Below are 18419 nucleotides of genomic sequence, written 5' to 3'. Positions count from 1 at the left end.
ACCGCGGGATATTGACGAAACACACCCACTTGAAAGCTTTTCACCGAATCCATAATCGCCACGATTTTTCAGGTCGATGTATGACGGGAGACAACTCGGTCGGCCCCCTCTCCCTCCGGGAGAGGGCTGGGGTGAGGGGCTTTTCGCTTTTCAGACCTTGAACTGATTGATCAACCGCCGCTGCTGCTCCGCCAGTTTGGTCAAATCGGCACTCGCCGAACTCGACTCATCCGCGCCCCCCGCCACTTCATTGGCCACTTGCCCGATGTTGATCACATTGCGGTTGATGTCATCGGCCACCGCACTCTGCTCTTCCGCCGCACTGGCAATCTGCGTGTTCATGTCGTTGATCACCGAAACCGCCTGGGTGATCGTTTCCAGCGCCTCAGCCGCTTTCGCCGCATGCTGCACGCTTTCATCGGTGCGGTTCTGGCTGTCTTCCATGACCCGCACGACATCGCGGGTGCCTTGTTGCAGTTGTTGGATCATGCTCTGGATTTCTTCAGTGGCTTTCTGGGTTTTCTGCGCCAGATTGCGCACCTCGTCGGCCACCACGGCAAACCCACGACCCTGTTCACCGGCACGCGCCGCCTCGATCGCCGCGTTCAGGGCCAGCAGGTTGGTCTGCTCGGCGATGCCGCGAATGGCGGTGAGAATGGCGTTGATGTTCTCGCTGTCCTTGGCCAGGGTCTGTACCACATCTACTGCCTTGCCGATTTCCAGCGCCAGCACGCCAATCGAATTGGACGTATCGCGGACAATCTGCATGCCCTGGCTGGCGGCCTGGTCGGCATGACTGGCCGCTTGTGCCGCCTGCGTCGCGTTCCGCGCGACATCCTGCGCGGTGGCGGTCATTTCCTGCACCGCCGTGGCGACCTGATCGATCTCGGCCATTTGTTTTTGAATGCCGATGTTGGTGCGAATGGCGATGTCAGCGGTGTGTTCCGAGGAATCGCTGACGCTCTGTACCGACGTCACCACCTGCGTGATCATCGCCTGCAACTTGGCCAAAAAGGTGTTGAAGCCCTTGGCGATCGAGCCCAGTTCATCACTGCGATCGCTGCTCAAGCGTCGGGTCAGATCACCTTCACCCTGAGCGATGTCATTGAGCATCGCGACCATCTGTTTCAGCGGTCGGGCGATGCCGTGGCCGACCAGCCAGATCACCAGCAGGCCGAGGCCGGCGATCAGCAGACCAACCATGGCCATGCCGAAGGTGTCGGATTTGCGTTGCGCATCGAGGTCGGCCTGCAGTTTTTGCAGATCCGCCATCACGGCGTTGAGCGGCAGTTGCAGCATCAGCGTCCAGCGCGCGTCGGTCTGACCGATGCCGAACGGCAGGTACAACTCGATGCGGCCCTTGTCCTTGTTGACCGAGTAAGTCACTTCGCCGCGTTTGAGATTGGCCAGGTTGGCGGTCTGCCCGGCGTCGAGGATGTCGCTGACTTTCTCGCCGAATTTGCTCGGGTCTTGGGTGTACGCGACGATCCGGCCGTTGCCGCCGATCAGGGCCATTTGCCCGGCGCCGCTGTACAGCTTTTGGTTGGCGCCGAGGAGCATTTCCTGAATGAAGTTCACCGACAGGTCGGCGCCGACAATGCCCTGGAAGGCACCGTTAAGCATGATCGGCTCGATAAAGGAGGCGAGCATGACGATCTTGTCGCCGACCTTGTACGGCGCCGGATCGATCACGCAGGCTTTCTTCGTTTCCTTCGAGCACAAGTAGTACTCGCTGGCGCGCACGCCGGTGGACAGGGTTTTCTGGTCGTCGACGTCGACCAGTTTGTCCAGGCCGAGGGTGCCGTCATCGTTGCGGAACCACCACGGCAGGAAGCGCCCGTTGGCGGCATCGATGCCAACGACGCTGGTGCCGACGTAGGCCGCGTCATTGTGGTCCAGGGCGTTCTTTTCCCAGCCGATGTAAGTGCCGAGAATCTTCGGGTTCTTCTCGACGTTTTCTTTGATCAGGCTGATCAGTTGCTCGCGGCTGACGCTCAGGCGTGGCTGGCCATCGGCGCCCGGCGTGCCGAGCAGGGCGTTGACTCGCACCAGGCCGCCGGCAATCAGCAGCGGCGCCTCGAGCTCGCGCTGGATCTGGCTGACCTGGGTTTGCGCCAGCGAGGTCAGGCGCTGTTCGATGACTTGCTCGAATTGCGCCTGGGTGCGTTGTTGCACCATTTCTTGCGTGCGCGCACCGGAGAACAGCGCATACAGCACCAGCGCGGCGACCACACTGAGCACGATGGCGCCGGCCAGGGCGGCGACGGAAAACTGGATCGACTTGAACTTCATGGGAGCTCCGCACGCAAGAGGACGTCTGCGCTGATGTATCGGCAGCGGGCATTGGGCCATGAGTGCGAGCCGGAGCAATTGAAAGCTAATGTCGCAAATGGATCAGTGCGCGACGCAGTTGCACGGGACTTGGCGGTCGCTGTGAATTTTTTGCGACAGCTCTGGTGGGAAACGTCTGAAAGTCGCTGCAACACGTCCGTTGTATCTGGCGTCGATACAATTACCCGCCTAGGATACGCGCAGGTTTTCAGGGAGCTTTTGAATGAACAAGACATTGGTTGTAAGTGCACTGAGCGCAGCGCTGTTGCTGGCCGGTTGTCAATCGGTCAACACCACCAGCGGCGGTGCCGTGGGTGTGGAGCGCAAGCAGTACATGTTCAGCATGCTGTCCTCGCAAGAGGTCGACCAGATGTATGCGCAGTCGTATCAGAAGACCGTCGGCGAGGCGTCCAGCAAAGGTGTGCTGGACAAGACCAGCCCCGAGGCCAAGCGGGTTCAGGCGATTGCCAACCGCCTGATCGCCCAGGCGCCGAACTTCCGTCCGGATGCGGCGCAATGGCAGTGGGAAGTCAATCTGATCAAGAGTGATGAACTCAACGCCAACTGCGGGCCCGGCGGCAAGATCATTTTCTACACCGGGCTGATCGACAGCCTGAAGCTCACCGACGATGAAATCGCTGCGGTCATGGGCCATGAAATCGCGCATGCCCTGCGCGAACACGGTCGTGAAGCGATGTCCAAGGCGTACGGGATTGAAATGGCCAAGCAGGGCGCAGGTGCATTGCTCGGTCTGGGTCAGGACAGTCTGGCGCTGGCCGACACCGTGGCCAACTACGGCATGACCCTGCCGAACAGCCGTGCCAACGAAAACGAAGCCGACCTGATCGGTCTGGAACTGGCCGCACGCGCCGGTTACAACCCGAACGCCGCGATCACTTTGTGGAACAAGATGAGCAAGGCATCGGAAGGTTCGCCGCCGGAGTTCATGAGCACTCACCCGGCTTCGACCAGCCGGATTGCCTCGTTGCAGGCGGCAATTCCGAAGGTTATGCCGTTGTACGAAAAAGCTCCTAAATCCTGAGTCGGTGATCGTTCCCACGCTCTGCGTGGGAATGCCTCAAGGGACGCTCCGCGTTCCAAGCGGGACGCAGAGCGTCCCCGGCTGCATTCCCACGCAGAGCGTGGGAACGATCCTTCACTGAGGATTAAACCCAGCCACTGCTCTGCATCGCCTTGTACACCGCAACAATCGCCAAAATCATGAATGCCGAAGCGGCGAGGCGACGGATCAAGGTCAGTGGCAGTTTGTCTGCGGCGAAGTTACCTGCCAGCACCACCGGCACGTTGGCAATCAACATGCCCGCCGTGGTACCGATAATCACCAGCCACAGTTCCGGGTATTGCGCGGCGAGCATCACCGTCGCGACCTGAGTCTTGTCACCCATTTCTGCGAGGAAAAACGCAATCAGCGTGGTCAAGAACGGCCCGAACTTGCGTGCGGTGCTGGTTTCATCGTCATCCATTTTGTCCGGGACCAGTGTCCACAGCGCAGTGGCCGTAAAGCTTGCGGCGAGAATCCAGTGCAGCGTGGCATTCGAGAAGAAGCTGCCAAACCAGGCGCCTACCGCACCGGCTGCTGCGTGGTTGGCCAGGGTCGCGGCGACAATACCGGCAATGATCGGCCAGGGTTTGCGGAAGCGAGCGGCGAGAATCAGCGCGAGCAGTTGCGTCTTGTCGCCGATTTCGGCCAAGGCAACGATTGCGGTGGGAACGAGTAACGAGTCCAGCATCAGGATTTCCTAAGGGGCGGGTCGACACGGCTATGACACGTACAGCCTTCCCGCCCCGGGTAAGGTGTGCGTGTCATAGGTCTTGTCAAACCCTGCGATCCGTCTGCTGCGGACGCTTGGGTCGCATACGCCATGATCTGAGGATCAAGTATGTTGACGTATGCCGGACGAGCTTGGCGCTCGTGGGAGACTACTCCCCTAGGACGGAGCGGATTCTGCCTTCGCAAATCCGATTGAGCAAGAACAAATTTTCAGCCGCGCTTGGCCCGGTAAATCCGGAAACCATTGCCTTCGGCCTTGATTGCACAGACGCCCAGATGCTCTTCGATCAGCGGTTGATACTTGAGGAAGCTGTTCGCCACCAAGCGCAGTTCGCCGCCATTTTTCAGGTGTTTGGCCGCTTTTCGCAACAAGTTCTCGGTTGCGAAATAATCGGTGTGCACGCCGACATGGAACGGTGGATTGCTCAGAATCGCACTCAAACCCATCGGCGCGGCATCGATACCGTCGCCAGTCAGCACTTCAGCTTCCAGACCATTGGCCGCCAATGTCAGGCGACTGCTGGCGGCGGCGAACGCATCGACATCAAGCAGGGTCACCTGATTGTGTGGGTAGCGACGCTTGACCGCAGCGCCCAGAACACCGGCACCGCAACCGAAGTCGAGCAGATGGCCGCTCGGCAATTTGTCCAGATGCTCCAGCAGCAGGGCGCTGCCGCGATCCAGGCGACCGTGGCTGAACACGCCCGGCAGGCTGATAACTTTCAGCGGACCCTCGGCCAAAGGCAATTCATAGGTCTGCGCCAGGCTTTCCAGGGATTTCACTTCAGGGGCGTTAGCCACGGTGACTTGCCAGAGCTGGCAATGACGCGCGCTGTCGAGTTTGCGCGGCTTGCCGAACGGGTTGAGCTGCTTGGATGCGCCTTCGATGCCGCTGCGCTTTTCCCCGACCAGAAATACTTCACGCCCGGCCAGACGCGAAGCCAGGGCGTTGAGGATGTAGTCGGTGAGGTCTTTGGACTTGGGCAGAAACACCACGGCGCTGTCGAATTCTCGCTCGGGTATGTTCACGCCAAAATGGCTACGGCCTTCAAAGCGTGCGTCCAGCGCGGCCTGGTCGCCGGCATGCCAGCACCAGCCAAATGCGTTGGGCAGGCGCCCGAGCAAATCGTCGGCAGGCAAACCGGCCAACAACAGCGAACCTTGAAATAACTCGGGCTGACGAAGCAGTACTTCACTGCGCGGATCCATAACTGCTCCTCAAAAAAAAGTGCCGCAGTTTATCAACTGACGACCCGCAGCGCCTTACCGCTGAAGAACGCCTGAGCGTTTTCGGTCAATTGGCCGACGATGCGCTGCCGAGCCTCGCGGCTGCCCCAGGCGTTGTGTGGCGTAACGATCAGGCGTGGGATGTCCGCCGCGAGCAACGGATTGCCTTGGGTCGGCGGCTCTACACTCAACACATCGGTGGCCGCGCCGCCAAGGTGACCATTGCGCAGGGCTTCGGCCAGCGCCTGTTCATCGATCAGACCGCCACGCGCGGTGTTGACCACGAACGCACCGGGCTTCATCGACGCCAACTCGCGAGCACCGATGAAATGGCGAGTGTGTTCGTTCAGCGGGCAGTGCAGGGTGAGGGCGTCGATCTGCGGCAACAGTTCATCCAGCGGCAAACGATCCGGACGAGCAGGGCGCCCGGGAATCTGCCCGAGCAACACGCGCATGCCGAACGCTTCGGCCAATCGCGCCACAGCGCCGCCGAGTTCGCCATGACCGAGCAGGCCGAGGGTTTTGCCTTCCAGCTCGACAATCGGATAGTCGAGCAGGCAGAACTGTTTGGCTTGCTGCCAGCGACCTTCGCCAACGGCTTTTTGATAATCGGCCAGACGCGTGGCGAGGTTGAGCAACAGCATGATCGTGTGTTGCGCCACCGACGGCGTGCCGTAACCCTGGCAGTTGCACACGGTGATGCCCTGAGCACGAGCGGCGACGAGGTCGACGTTGTTGGTGCCCGTGGCGGTGATCAGGATCAGTTTCAGAGCGGGGTTGGCGGCCATGGCGGCAGCGTTGATCATGATCTTGTTGGTGATCGCCACCGTCGCCCCTTGCAGGCGCTCGGCAACCTGCTCGGGCAAGGTCTGGGCGAAAAGCTGCAGATCGCTGAAACACTCACGCAGCGGACTGAGGTCGAGGTCGCCGAGATCCAGCGAAGGGTGATCAAGGAATACCGCGCGGTGCGTGTTGGTCATCAACTGTAACTTTCGTGCTGTGAGCGTAGGGCGTAATCTGCCGAGCCTACCAGATGAAACAAATTGATACGCTTGGCCGAAAGGAGCCCCCATGTACTGGACCGAGTTCTTGACCGTTGCACTGATCCACTTGCTGGCCGTCGCCAGCCCCGGCCCGGACTTCGCCGTGGTGGTGCGCGAGAGCGTGACCCACGGTCGCCGCGCCGGCACCTGGACCGCGCTGGGCGTGGGCACGGCGATTTTCCTGCACGTTGGTTATTCGCTGCTCGGTATCGGCCTGATCGTGTCGCAATCGATCGTGTTGTTCAACGCGTTGAAATGGGCGGCGGCGGCTTACTTGCTGTACATCGGCTTCAAGGCATTGCGCGCGCAACCAGCGAAAGCCGTGGCCGATGACTTGCACAAAGAGGCCGGCGTACGCACGGCGCGCGGCGCGTTCACGTCAGGCTTCGTGACCAATGGTCTGAATCCGAAAGCCACGCTGTTCTTCCTGTCGCTATTCACCGTGGTGATCAACCCGCACACGCCACTGGCGGTGCAGGCCGGTTACGGGATTTACCTGGCGGTCGCGACTGCGTTTTGGTTCTGTCTGGTGGCGATGTTGTTTAGTCAGCAGCGGGTGCGTGCCGGTTTTGCCCGCATGGGCCACTGGTTCGACCGCACCATGGGCGCGGTGCTGATCGCTCTCGGCGTGAAAATCGCGTTCACCGAGATGCACTGATCTCAGAACCGCGACTTAAATCTGTGGGAGCGAGGCTGCTCGCGAAGGCGTTGGGTCAGTCGACATTATTGGTGGCTGAAAGACCGCTTTCGCGAGCAGGCTCGCTCCCAAAGGGCCTTACACAAGTTCGCTGAGTTTGCTCAGGGTGTTCAGGTAGTCGCGGGGATTCTCTCCCAGCAAACGGCGAAACATCGCGCTGAACGCCCGTGCGCTGCCGTAACCCAAGTCCTGCGCCACACGCTGCACGCTGTCCCCAGCGAGCTGGCGCGGCAGGGCTTCCATCAGGCGCAGTTGCTGACGCCAGGCGTTGAAACTCATCTGCACTTGTTGCTGAAACAGCCGCGACAGCGTGCGTGAGCTGGCGCCGACCTGCTGCGCCCAGTCTTCCAGCGTATTGGTGTGATCGGGGGTGTGCAGCAGTGCCAGACAAATGTTTTGCAGACGCCGGTCGGTTGGCATCGGAATGTGCAGCGGCAGGTTTTCCAGACCGGCGAGCTCTTCCAGCATCAACTGCTGAATCAGCGGATTGTCGGCATGCGGCGGCCCTTGCACGGCACGCAGGATCAGCTCGCGCAGCAGCCGCGTCACCGCCAATACGCAGCACTGTTGCAGGCTGGCGGGTGACAGTTCTGGGGCGATGAACAGCGAGCGCATCTGCACGTCGCCGCTCATGAAAATCTCGTGCGCCACTTCTGGCGGAATCCACACCGCGCGACTTGGCGGAATCACCCATGCACCCGAGTCCGTGACCACGCGCATGATCCCGCTGACGGCATACAACAACTGCGCCTCACGATGCAGGTGCAGCGGCTGGTGCGCGCCATCCAGATAATCCCGGGGGTAGGCGCTCACCGGGCCGTGTTCGAAATGGCTGATCAACATGTCTGATTCGATGACTTGTCTGGCAGGAATGCGCTTTGTGGCCAACTTAGCATAGCGCCACACAACAACGTAAAGCGTGCCGCCATGAATCAATCCAGAAACGTCATTCGCTATATCAACGCCGCCCATGTGATCGATCACATGTTCATGCTGATATTTCCCGCCGCCGTGCTCGGTATGACGCAGGCCTTCGGTCTCGACTACGCCACGCTGATCGGCCTGTCACTGGGCGGCTTCATTGCCTTCGGCGCGTGTTCGCTACCCGCTGGTTGGCTGGGCGATCACTGGAGTCGGCGGCAGATGATGCTGGTATTTTTCTTCGGCATCGGCGCTTCAGCGATTTTCGCTGGCCTGAGCAGCAGCCCGGCCATGCTGGTGATCGGTCTGACCCTGATCGGTATTTTTGCGGCGATTTATCACCCGGTCGGCACGGCGATGTTGGTCGCTTATGCACAAAATCGCGGCCGGGAAATCGGCATCAACGGTATGTGGGGGAATCTGGGTGTGGCGTTTTCGGCGCTGATCACCGGTTTGCTGGTGGCGCAATTCGGCTGGCGCTCGGCGTTTCTGATACCGGGCGCAGTGGCGATTGTGCTGGGGGTTGGCTTCGCCTTGCACGTGCGTGAAGAGCCGATTCCGAAGCGTGCGCACACGCCACTCAAGGGGGCCGCTGGCCAGCGTATTTCCATGCTCATGGTGTTCGGCGTGCTGGCGCTGGCGACGGCCACTGGCGGCGTGGTGTTCAACGCCACCACCATGACCTATCCGAAGCTGTTTCAGGAGCGTTTGCATGAGCTGTTTGCCTCGCCGCAAACCCTTGGTGTGGTGGTCAGTCTGGCCTATGCCTTTGGTGCGGTTGCACAGTTGAGCATTGGTCGGGTGTTGCATCGGCTCAGCCTGAAATGGCCGTTCATTGTCCTGACGCTGTGCCAGGCACCGCTGCTGTTTGCGCTGGCCTATGCCGACGGCTGGGCGGTGATCGCCCTCGGCGCAGCGTTCATGTTCGTGGTCTTCGGTCAGGTCACCGTCAACGATGCGATGGTCGCCAACTTCGTCGCCCCGCAATGGCAATCACGGGTGTTCGCCCTGCGTTACTGTTTATCGTTCGGTGCCAGTGCGACGGCGATTCCGCTGATTTCCTATGTCGAACCGCGCCATGGTTTTGTAGGCCTGTACTTGATTCTTGCGGGTTTCGGCGCTTTGACCTTCCTTGCAGCAGTCGTATTCCCACGGACGCCTTCCGAGGAGGCTGTAGGGCAAACAGCCTGATCAATAGCGAAAACCGGCAAATGCTGGCGCAAAGCTAGCATTTGTACGGCTTTGCAAATCATTCCTTTGGCTGATTTGGCTGGCGTATAAGGGTTCTAGAGTACCGATCTCTACGCCAACACCGTGCAGTCAGAAAAGGGATTCTTATGTTGCAGACTCGCGTCATTCCCCCGGCCGATGGGGCCTACCAGTATCCATTGCTGATCAAACGGCTGCTGATGTCCGGCGCCCGTTACGAGAAAACCCGCGAGATCATTTACCGTGACCAGATCCGCTATAGCTACCCGACCCTGATCGAGCGTGTGGCGCGGTTGGCCAACGTGCTCACGGCGGCCGGTGTGAAGGCCGGTGACACCGTGGCGGTGATGGACTGGGACAGCCATCGTTACCTGGAATGCATGTTTGCGATCCCGATGATTGGCGCGGTGATTCATACCATCAACGTGCGCCTGTCGCCGGAACAGATCCTCTACACCATGAACCACGCCGAGGACCGCTTTGTGCTGGTCAACAGCGAGTTCGTCGGTCTTTACCAGGCAATCGCACCGCACCTGAGCACGGTCGAGAAAACCCTGCTGCTGACTGATCTGCCGGAAAAAACCGCCGAGCTGCCGAACCTGGTCGGTGAGTACGAACAACTGCTGGCCGCCGCGAGCCCGCAGTACGACTTCCAGGACTTCGACGAAAACTCGGTCGCCACCACCTTCTACACCACTGGCACCACCGGCAACCCGAAAGGCGTGTATTTCACCCATCGGCAACTGGTCCTCCACACCATGGGTGTGTCGACGATCATGGGCGCGATCGACAGCGTGCGCCTGCTCGGCACCAACGACGTGTACATGCCGATCACACCGATGTTCCATGTACACGCCTGGGGCCTGCCGTATGTGGCGACCATGCTTGGCCTCAAACAGGTTTATCCGGGGCGCTACGATCCGGAGTTTCTCGTCGAGTTGTGGCGCAAGGAGAAGGTTACCTTCTCCCACTGCGTGCCGACCATCCTGCAAATGCTGCTCAACGCCAAAGGCGCGCAGGGCACCGATTTCGGCGGCTGGAAAATTGTCATCGGCGGCAGCGCGCTGAATCGCACCTTGTATGAAACCGCCAAGGCGCGGGGTATTCAGCTCACCGCTGCGTACGGCATGTCGGAAACCGGGCCGCTTGTATCCTGTGCGCACCTCAATGATGAGTTGATGGCCGGCACTGAAGACGAACGCACCACCTACCGGATCAAGGCCGGCGTGCCGGGGCCGCTGGTGGAAGCGGCGATTGTCGATGCCGAGGGTAACTTTCTCCCGGCCGACGGCGAGACCCAGGGCGAACTGGTACTGCGTGCGCCATGGCTCACCGAAGGCTATTTCAACGAACCGCAGAAGGGCGCCGAGCTCTGGGCTGGTGGCTGGTTGCACACCGGCGACGTTGCCACACTCGACAGCATGGGCGTGATCGACATCCGCGACCGCATCAAGGATGTGATCAAGACCGGCGGCGAGTGGATCTCTTCGCTGGATCTCGAAGACCTGATCAGCCGTCACGTTGCGGTACGCGAAGTAGCAGTGGTGGGCATCGCCGATCCGCAGTGGGGCGAGCGTCCGTTTGCCTTGCTGGTAATCCGTGAAGGGCATGTGATCGGGGCACGCGAGCTCAAGGAACACCTCAAGCCGTTCGTGGAATTGGGGCACCTGAGCAAGTGGGCGATCCCGAGTCAGATCGCCCTTGTTACCGAAATTCCCAAGACCAGTGTCGGCAAGCTCGACAAGAAGCGCATCCGCCTCGACATCACCGAATGGCAGGCCAACAACAGCACCTTCCTCTCGACACTTTGAGTGTCTGCTGGCGCGCCGAAACCGGCGCGCCAGACCCACCAAGCAAGCGCTTGGCTTGTGAAATCGAAAAAATCAGCCATCCTTGCCGTGCCGACATGCGTCGGACTGGCGAAAGGACTGTTCCAGAGTGGTTGGCAGCTGCAAATCACACTTTAGAGGGATCAAGCAGTACCACCTGCTGGCTATAGTCCGCTCAAGGATTTTTAAGAACGGGGCACACGCACAAAACGGGGCGATGCATTTTTGGAGTGATTTCGGGTTGTCTCTGGCACCCGGTCCTTCAGGCGTTTTTAAAAGTACTCACTGCCATAACAATAATGCACATGGAGTAGCGTCGATGACCTCAGTAAACCAGTTCTGGCGCCGGGCGAAACTGCCTCTGGCAGTCAGTCTTGCCTCTTCGCTCGCCGGGCCCGCATTCGGCGTCAGTTTCAACGTCGGTGAAATCGAAGGCCAGTTCGACTCATCCCTGTCGATCGGTGCCAGTTGGTCTACTCAGAGCCCGAACAAGAACCTCATCGGCGTCAACAACGGCGGCCACGGCCTGTCGCAAACGTCCGATGACGGTCACGCCAACTTCAAGAGCGGTGAAACCTTTTCGAAAATCTTCAAGGGCATTCATGACCTTGAACTGAAGTACGGCGACACCGGCGTGTTTGTCCGTGGCAAATACTGGTACGACTTCGAACTCAAGGACGAAAGCCGCGAGTTCAAGGACATCAGCGATTCGGGCCGCAAAGAGGGCGCCAAGTCGTCCGGCGGGCAGATCCTCGACGCCTTTGTCTACCACAACTACGCGATCGCCGATCAGCCGGGCTCCGTGCGTTTGGGCAAGCAGGTGGTGAGCTGGGGTGAAAGTACCTTCATCGGTGGCGGCATCAACTCGATCAACCCGATCGACGTTTCCGCGTTCCGTCGTCCGGGCGCCGAGATCAAGGAAGGCCTGATCCCGGTCAACATGTTCTACGTGTCCCAGAGCCTGACCGAAAACCTTTCGGCCGAAGCGTTCTATCAGCTGGAATGGGACCAGACCGTCGTCGATAACTGCGGCACGTTCTTCTCGCAGCCAGACATCGTTGCCGACGGTTGCAACGACAACCTGCGCGTGCTGAACAAGCGTTCGCAAATCCCGGCCATCGCCCTGGGGCCGTTGGCGGCCAACGGTGTCAACGTCAACGAAGAAGGCGTTCTGGTGCGCCGCGGTCCGGATCGTGATGCCCGTGACAGCGGCCAGTGGGGCGCGTCCTTCAAGTACATGTACGAACCGCTGGACACCGAGTTCGGCGCCTACTTCATGAACTACCACAGCCGTGCGCCGATCTTCAGCGCCACCGGTGCTCCGCAATCGGTCTACAACACCGCGCGCGCGCTGCCGGGGCCGTTTGCGGCACTTGCGCCATTGCTGGTCGCGGGCAACTCGAATTACTTCATTGAGTACCCTGAAGACATTCGCCTCTACGGTCTGAGCTTCTCCACCACCCTGCCTACCGGTACCGCGTGGAGCGGTGAGATCAGCTACCGTCCGAACGCGCCGGTACAACTGAACTCCACCGACATCCTGTTCGCCGGTGTGCGTCCGATCGGCGGGGCACTGACCAACGCTTCGATCCTCAATGGCGTGCCGGGTCAGGATCTGCACGGTTACGAGCGCAAGGAAATCACCCAGATCCAGACCACGTTCACGCACTTCTTCGATCAGGTCATGGGCGCCAGCCGTCTGACCCTCGTCGGCGAAGTCGGCGCGACCTACGTCGGCGGGCTGGAAAGCCGTTCCGACAAGCGCTATGGCCGCGATCCGGTGTACGGCCCGGGTGAGTTGCCGGCCACTGGCGGTGTGAATACCTGCGCCAATATTCTCAACGCCAGCACCATCAATGGTGCCGGGCCGGGCTCACCGCAGAACAACCGCAGCCGCAATTGCGACAACGACGGCTTCACCACCTCGATGTCGTGGGGCTACCGCGGTCGCGCCATCTGGGAATACAACGACGTCTTCGCCGGTGTGAACCTCAAGCCGAACGTGGCCTGGTCCCACGACGTCAGCGGTTACTCGCCAGGCCCTGGCGGCAACTTCGAGGAAGGTCGCAAAGCGGTCAGCCTGGGCGTCGATGCCGAATACCAGAACACCTACACCGCGAGCCTGGCGTACACCAACTTCTTCGACGGCAAGTACACCACTGTGGATGACCGCGACTTTGTTGCGCTCAGCTTCGGTGTGAACTTCTAAGCACTGCATTTCAGGACGAACGAATTTATGAAAATAACAAAGAGTCTGTTCCACGCCGGTGTTCTGGGCCTGTCGCTGCTGGCGACCGGCGTCATGGCCGCCGTGCCTGCTGCCGAAGCCGACAAACTGGGCAAGAGCCTGACGCCGATGGGCGCTGAAATGGCCGGTAACGCCGACGGTTCCATCCCGGCGTGGAAGCCGCTGCCGAAGAATGCCGGCTCGGTCGACAGCAAGGGTTTCCTGTCCAATCCATACGCCAGTGAGCAACCGCTGTTCACCATCACTGCGAAAGACGTCGACAAGTACAAGGACAAGCTGGCGCCAGGTCAGTACGCGATGTTCAAGCGTTACCCGGACACCTTCAAGATGCCGGTCTACCCGTCCCATCGTGGTGCGACCGTGCCGGATGACGTGTTCGCAGCGATCAAGAAAAACGCCACCACCACCAACCTGGTGTCCGGCGGCAACGGTCTGGAAAACTTCGATACCGCTGTACCGTTCCCGATTCCAAAAACCGGTGTGGAAGTCATCTGGAACCACATCACCCGCTATCGCGGCGGCAGCGTGACTCGTCTGGTGACTCAGGCCACGCCGCAACCGAACGGCTCGTACAGCCTGGTGTACTTCCAGGATCAGTTCGTGTTCCGCGACAAGATGAAGGACTACGATCCGGCGAACCCGGGCAACATCCTGTTCTACTTCAAGCAGAAAGTGACCGCGCCGGCACGTCTGGCCGGTGGTGTGCTGCTGGTGCACGAAACTCTCGATCAGGTGAAGGAACCACGTTCGGCGTGGGTCTACAACGCCGGCCAGCGTCGTGTGCGTCGTGCGCCACAAGTGTCCTATGACGGTCCGGGTACTGCGGCGGATGGCCTGCGTACCTCCGACAACCTCGACATGTTCAACGGTGCGCCGGATCGCTACGACTGGAAGCTCGAAGGCAAGAAAGAGATTTACATCGCCTCCGACAGCTACAAGCTCGACGATCCGAAACTGAAGTACGCCGACATCATCAAGGCCGGTCACATCAACCAGGATCTGGCGCGTTACGAGCTGCGCCGCGTCTGGCATGTGGTTGCCACCCTGAAAGAAGGTCAGCGTCACATCTACGCCAAACGTGACTTCTACATCGATGAAGACACCTGGCAAGCAGCGGTGATCGACCACTACGACGGTCGCGGCCAACTGTGGCGCGTCGCCGAAGCGCATGCCGAGAACTACTACGACAAGCAAGTGCCGTGGTATGCCCTGGAAACCCTCTACGACTTGCAGTCCGGCCGCTATCTGGCACTGGGCATGAAGAACGAAGAGAAGAGTGCGTATGACTTCGGTTTCACCGCCACCACCAGCGACTTCACCCCGGCCGCACTGCGTCAGGATGGCGTTCGCTAACCCGCTGTAACCCGAGGCCGCATCCTCGTGAAAACGCCCCGACTGGTTCGGGGCGTTTTTTTGCGTGTAGCCTTTTTGTAGCCATTTGTAGCAGCAACCTTCATAACCGGTTCGTTTAAGGCTAGTCTGCGGACATCTGCAATGCCGCCAACAGCAATTCGAACAAGAGCCGGCCATGACTGATCTGTCCCCACTTCCGGGTCCCGCAAGTGTTGCCGTCGCGGCACTGGACGGGCGTTTTTTCCGCCCGCCGCTGCCCGACGGCTACGTCTTGCGACCACGCCTTTGCGAGCGCCTGCAGGCCGGGCTCGGTGGGCGTCTGTTGCTGGTCAGTGCCCCTGCCGGGTTTGGCAAGAGTTCGCTGGCGGTGGAGTTCTGTCAGAGTCTGCCGGCACACTGGCAAAGCCTTTGGCTGGGCCTGAGTCCTCGCGACAGCGACCCGGGGCGCTTTCTCGAACGTCTGCTCGAAGGCTTGCAGGACTACTTTCCGCAACTGGGCAGTCGCGCACTCGGCCTGCTGAAAATGCGCCAACGCCATCAGCCCTTCGCCTTCGAAGAATGGCTCGACGGCCTGCTCGATGAACTGACCCTGCACCTCGATCCCGATGCGCCGCTGCTGTTGGTGCTCGACGATTACCATCTTGCGCAAGGCCCGGTGCTCGATCGCTGCCTGCAGTTTTTCCTCAACCATTTGCCCGATGGCTTGCTGGTGATGGTCACCAGCCGCCAGCGTCCGGACTGGCATCTGGCGCGCTTGCGTCTGTCACGGCAGTTGCTGGAGTTGCATGAAGCGGATCTGCGCCTGACTCACGACGAAGCCCTGACCTTGCTCGATCGCCACAGCAGTTCGCTGCGCGGTGAAGCGCTGGAAAACCTGATCCAACGCAGCGAAGGCTGGGTCGCCGGTTTGCGGTTCTGGCTGCTCGCGGTGTCTGAGGCCGGCAGCGATGCGGCGCTACCGCAAGCGTTGAACGGGGGGGAAGGGCTGATCCGCGACTATCTGCTGGAAGAGGTCATCGACTGCCTGCCGGCCGAGGTGCAAGCCTTTCTGTACGACACCGCCCCCCAGGAACGCTTTTGCAGCGAGTTGTGCGACGCCGTTCGCGAAGCCCACGACAGCGCCGAGATCCTGCGTTTCCTGTTGGCCCATCAGGTCTTTCTGGTGCCGCTGGACGAGCACGGTCACTGGTATCGTTATCACCATTTATTTTCGGATTTGTTGCGCAGTCGGCCGATTGCTCAGGCGATGGTGCCGACTGCAACGCTGCACCTGCGTGCCTGTCGCTGGTTCAACGCACAAGGGCTGCTGGATGAAGCCGTGGAGCAGGCGTTGCGCGCCGGTCACCTGGATGTTGCGGCAAATCTGGTACAGAACCTCTCGGAGGAGCAACTGCTGGCCGAGCAAAACGTCGGCATGCTGCTGCGCTGGAAAATGGACCTGCCAGACAGCCTGTTGATCAGCACCCCGCGCTTGATCGTGTTGTACAGCTGGGCGCTGGGGCTGGCCTGTCAGCTCGATGCCGCCGAAGAGTTGTCCAGCCATCTGAGCCGTTTCCTGCCGGCGCCTTCCGCTACCGCGCAAAAGTCGATGCTGGCGCAATGGCTGGCGTTGAGCGGGATTATCGCTCGAGGGCGTGGGCACCGTGAGCTGACGATCAGATATTGCACCGAGGCCCTGGAAAGCCTGCCGGCCAAACGTTATGGCCAACGGCTGATGTGTCTATCGACCTTGTCCAATCTGGCCATTGCCGATGGCGATCTGTGGCGTGCACGCGGTCTTAACCGCGAATCCCTGGAGCTGGCGCAGCGGGTCGGCAATCCGTTGTTCGAAGCTTTGGCCCATTACGACCGTGCACGGGTGTTGCAATCGCGTGGCGAAATCCTGCGCGCACTCGATGAAGTCCATCAGGGCCTTGAGCGACTGCGTGGTTTGTCGCCACAACGTCTGTACGCGGTGCGCGCTCGGCTGACGTTGTATGAGGGTTTTCTGTTGGCCATGCGCTTGCAGCCTCAGGCGGCACGCGTGCGGTTGTTGGCCGGGATCAGCGAGGCACGAGCCTGTCGCGATATCAGCGTATTGATCGGCCATTGTGTCATCGCTCGTCTGGACGGCAGCAGTGGCGAATTCGCCAAGGCTTTTGCCGAACTCGCCGAAGCCGAACGCCTGATGCACATCTGGGACGTGCCGCCGATCTACTACCTGGCGATGATCACGCTGGTCAAATGTGAACTATGGCTGGCGCAGGGCCGTACTGATCTGGCCGAAGCGTGGCTGGCGCGATTGGGCCAGACCTACACCGGCGAACGCGCCGCTGCGCCGCCGGAGTTCCATCCACAACTGCCGCTGCATGTGGAACTGCAACAGGCGTTGCTGGACATTATTCAGGGGCAACCGATGCTCGCCGAAGGGCGTTTGAACGTGTTGCATGAAAACGGCCAGCAAACCGGCCGGCAGTTGCTCAGTGTGATGGCGTTGACGCAGAAGGTGGCGCTGTTGCTGGCAGGTGGCCGCGAGCCTGAAGCGCGCAAGGCATTGGGTCAGGCGCTGGAAGCAGCCGCCGGAGGCGTGCTGCAGCCGTTCGATGCCTTGATGAAGGGGCACGAGAATTGGCTGCGAAGCCAATTGCAGACTTCGCCGGCGCTCACAGGACAGCAACTGCTTGATCACTTCCCGCCAGCGACGTCTCGCCCGGTTGTGGATTGCGCAGTGGCTGAGCAACTCAGCAGCCGCGAACTGGCGGTACTACGCCTGATCGCCCAAGGCTGTTCGAATCAGGAGATCAGCGAACAGTTGTTTATCTCTTTGCATACCGTGAAAACCCACGCCAGCCACATAAACAGCAAGTTGGGGGTCGAGCGGCGCACGCAAGCGGTGGCCCGGGCGAAAGAATTGGGGGTGTTGCAGTAACCGGAGCTGGATGCCTCTGGCGCAAGGCGAACCTTGGGCCAGAGGTTGTCGATTACTTCGCTTCGTCAGCGTCCACGCCGTTTATCGACCCCTCACGTTCAAGAATCGACATCAGGCCCAAGGCGCAATCATCGCTAGTTTTGCTGGCGATGGACTGTTGCAGGTTCTCGCTCAGCACAGCTTTGAATTTTTTCCCAGGCAGCGTCGCATTCCACCCCAGCAGTGTCTTGACTGCCGGTGCAGGTAATCCGCTGGATTTTTGATAAAGGCTTTCTGCGCTGCCGTCACTCATGATCGCAAAGCCGGTTGGCGTGTCGATGTGGCCGCGGTACAACCGTAGCTTCGATATCGCTTTAGGGTCAGTCAGAAACCAGGTGGTATTGGCGTATTCACCGTTTTCTGGAGGCGAGAGAGTCTGGAGTTGCCCGTCCGAATCAATGCTTGCGATGACACCATCGCCCAAGTGCCCGGCCATGTAGCGACCCTGCGAGTAAGCAACGAACGACAGGGTGCACGCCAGATCGTTGATGTCGCCGCCGTGCTTGGCGGATTTGCGCCTGAATGCGTCCAGACAGCGATTGACCAGACGCTGGGCTGCCTTCGCATGGATTTTTTCCATATTTTGCCAAAGGCTTTCAAAATTCTTGCAGACGTAGGCGAGTGTCGCGGTGACCGCGACCTGGGCGCCAATGTCCGACCGGGCTCTGGAGCCCGCACCGTCAGCCAGGGCTATGCAGGTCACGCCGTTGGACTCTCTTGCCGCGACATAGTCCTGGCAAGGTGTTTGAGTTTTCAGGTGCGAGCGCCCCGCGACCGACGCGAAAGCGGTTTTACAGGTGAAGTCTGGGAGGTCAGACATGG

The 18419-nt window shown here is 60.2% G+C and carries 13 protein-coding genes, 1 pseudogene and 1 riboswitch; of the genes and pseudogenes, 7 read left to right on the top strand and 7 right to left on the bottom strand.

Annotation, left to right across the window (positions count from 1 at the left end; translation table 11 throughout):
- Positions 1-150 precede the first annotated feature (150 nt).
- Entirely contained in the window at positions 151-894 is a 744-nt protein-coding gene (locus LOY43_RS28960) for a methyl-accepting chemotaxis protein (protein ID WP_408980847.1), read from the bottom strand.
- Positions 895-1005: 111 nt separating this feature from the next.
- Positions 1006-1203, bottom strand: a pseudogene (locus tag LOY43_RS28955) (HAMP domain-containing protein); the annotation flags it as partial.
- 1351 nt (positions 1204-2554) lie between these two features.
- Here LOY43_RS28955 and LOY43_RS23600 point away from each other — a divergent pair.
- Positions 2555-3373 carry a M48 family metallopeptidase gene (locus LOY43_RS23600; RefSeq protein WP_093441307.1) on the top strand — a complete coding sequence of 273 codons (819 nt, stop codon included), beginning with the start codon at positions 2555-2557 and terminating at the stop codon, positions 3371-3373.
- A gap of 124 nt (positions 3374-3497) precedes the next feature.
- On the opposite strand, the gene LOY43_RS23595 is transcribed toward LOY43_RS23600, so the two are convergent.
- The 3 genes from LOY43_RS23595 to LOY43_RS23585 form a co-directional block, all read right to left on the bottom strand.
- Positions 3498-4082, bottom strand: coding sequence for a TMEM165/GDT1 family protein (locus LOY43_RS23595; RefSeq protein ID WP_077574495.1), 585 nt, complete (start codon positions 4080-4082; stop codon positions 3498-3500).
- A gap of 88 nt (positions 4083-4170) precedes the next feature.
- Positions 4171-4293, bottom strand: a riboswitch (yybP-ykoY riboswitch).
- Positions 4294-4333: 40 nt separating this feature from the next.
- Positions 4334-5332, bottom strand: a complete 999-nt coding sequence (locus LOY43_RS23590; protein ID WP_095050630.1) for a class I SAM-dependent methyltransferase — start codon at positions 5330-5332, stop codon at positions 4334-4336.
- Between the two features lie 32 nt (positions 5333-5364).
- Complete coding sequence (locus LOY43_RS23585; protein WP_095050631.1) at positions 5365-6330, bottom strand: 2-hydroxyacid dehydrogenase; 966 nt, start codon at positions 6328-6330, stop codon at positions 5365-5367.
- Positions 6331-6421: 91 nt separating this feature from the next.
- Here LOY43_RS23585 and LOY43_RS23580 point away from each other — a divergent pair, with 91 nt between their 5' ends.
- Entirely contained in the window at positions 6422-7051 is a 630-nt protein-coding gene (locus LOY43_RS23580) for a LysE family translocator (RefSeq protein ID WP_093441294.1), read from the top strand.
- A gap of 117 nt (positions 7052-7168) precedes the next feature.
- On the opposite strand, the gene LOY43_RS23575 is transcribed toward LOY43_RS23580, so the two are convergent.
- The gene (locus LOY43_RS23575) at positions 7169-7933 is read right to left on the bottom strand and encodes a helix-turn-helix transcriptional regulator (protein ID WP_258708811.1); all 765 of its coding nucleotides are present in this window, start codon (positions 7931-7933) and stop codon (positions 7169-7171) included.
- Between the two features lie 84 nt (positions 7934-8017).
- On the opposite strand from LOY43_RS23575, the gene LOY43_RS23570 reads away from it, so the two are divergent.
- From LOY43_RS23570 to LOY43_RS23550, 5 genes are all read left to right on the top strand, one after another.
- Positions 8018-9202, top strand: coding sequence for an MFS transporter (locus LOY43_RS23570; protein ID WP_095050633.1), 1185 nt, complete (start codon positions 8018-8020; stop codon positions 9200-9202).
- Between the two features lie 146 nt (positions 9203-9348).
- On the top strand, positions 9349-11031 hold the full coding sequence (locus tag LOY43_RS23565) for a fatty acid--CoA ligase (RefSeq protein ID WP_220556978.1): 1683 nt from the start codon (positions 9349-9351) through the stop codon (positions 11029-11031).
- 337 nt (positions 11032-11368) lie between these two features.
- On the top strand, positions 11369-13258 hold the full coding sequence (locus LOY43_RS23560) for a DUF1302 domain-containing protein (RefSeq protein WP_016985157.1): 1890 nt from the start codon (positions 11369-11371) through the stop codon (positions 13256-13258).
- A 27-nt stretch (positions 13259-13285) separates the two neighbouring features.
- A complete protein-coding gene (locus tag LOY43_RS23555; protein ID WP_258708810.1) occupies positions 13286-14650 on the top strand; it encodes a DUF1329 domain-containing protein in 1365 nt (454 codons plus the stop codon).
- A 175-nt stretch (positions 14651-14825) separates the two neighbouring features.
- The gene (locus LOY43_RS23550) at positions 14826-17558 is read left to right on the top strand and encodes a LuxR C-terminal-related transcriptional regulator (protein WP_095125775.1); all 2733 of its coding nucleotides are present in this window, start codon (positions 14826-14828) and stop codon (positions 17556-17558) included.
- Positions 17559-17610: 52 nt separating this feature from the next.
- Here the strand turns inward: LOY43_RS23550 and LOY43_RS23545 are convergent, their stop codons facing one another.
- The gene (locus tag LOY43_RS23545; RefSeq protein WP_220556977.1) at positions 17611-18417 is read right to left on the bottom strand and encodes a PP2C family serine/threonine-protein phosphatase; all 807 of its coding nucleotides are present in this window, start codon (positions 18415-18417) and stop codon (positions 17611-17613) included.
- Between the last annotated feature and the right edge of the window lie 2 nt (positions 18418-18419).

It is taken from the genome of Pseudomonas sp. B21-041 (assembly GCF_024748675.1).
Lineage (GTDB): Bacteria > Pseudomonadota > Gammaproteobacteria > Pseudomonadales > Pseudomonadaceae > Aquipseudomonas > Aquipseudomonas neuropathica.
Note: the sequence above shows the minus strand (reverse complement) of the source record. Positions and strands in the feature narration are given on the sequence as shown.

Bases quoted from the DNA above. Each gene is read 5' to 3' on its own strand.
- LOY43_RS23565 (WP_220556978.1), top strand. From the start codon at position 9,349: ATGTTGCAGACTCGCGTCATTCCCCCGGCCGATGGGGCCTACCAGTAT.
- LOY43_RS23550 (WP_095125775.1), top strand. From the start codon at position 14,826: ATGACTGATCTGTCCCCACTTCCGGGTCCCGCAAGTGTTGCCGTCGCG.
- LOY43_RS23545 (WP_220556977.1), bottom strand. From the start codon at position 18,417: ATGTCTGACCTCCCAGACTTCACCTGTAAAACCGCTTTCGCGTCGGTC.
- LOY43_RS23600 (WP_093441307.1), top strand. From the start codon at position 2,555: ATGAACAAGACATTGGTTGTAAGTGCACTGAGCGCAGCGCTGTTGCTG.
- LOY43_RS23570 (WP_095050633.1), top strand. From the start codon at position 8,018: ATGAATCAATCCAGAAACGTCATTCGCTATATCAACGCCGCCCATGTG.
- LOY43_RS23595 (WP_077574495.1), bottom strand. From the start codon at position 4,082: ATGCTGGACTCGTTACTCGTTCCCACCGCAATCGTTGCCTTGGCCGAA.
- LOY43_RS23590 (WP_095050630.1), bottom strand. From the start codon at position 5,332: ATGGATCCGCGCAGTGAAGTACTGCTTCGTCAGCCCGAGTTATTTCAA.
- LOY43_RS23555 (WP_258708810.1), top strand. From the start codon at position 13,286: ATGAAAATAACAAAGAGTCTGTTCCACGCCGGTGTTCTGGGCCTGTCG.
- LOY43_RS28960 (WP_408980847.1), bottom strand. From the start codon at position 894: ATGGCCGAGATCGATCAGGTCGCCACGGCGGTGCAGGAAATGACCGCC.
- LOY43_RS23575 (WP_258708811.1), bottom strand. From the start codon at position 7,933: ATGTTGATCAGCCATTTCGAACACGGCCCGGTGAGCGCCTACCCCCGG.
- LOY43_RS23580 (WP_093441294.1), top strand. From the start codon at position 6,422: ATGTACTGGACCGAGTTCTTGACCGTTGCACTGATCCACTTGCTGGCC.
- LOY43_RS23585 (WP_095050631.1), bottom strand. From the start codon at position 6,330: ATGACCAACACGCACCGCGCGGTATTCCTTGATCACCCTTCGCTGGAT.
- LOY43_RS23560 (WP_016985157.1), top strand. From the start codon at position 11,369: ATGACCTCAGTAAACCAGTTCTGGCGCCGGGCGAAACTGCCTCTGGCA.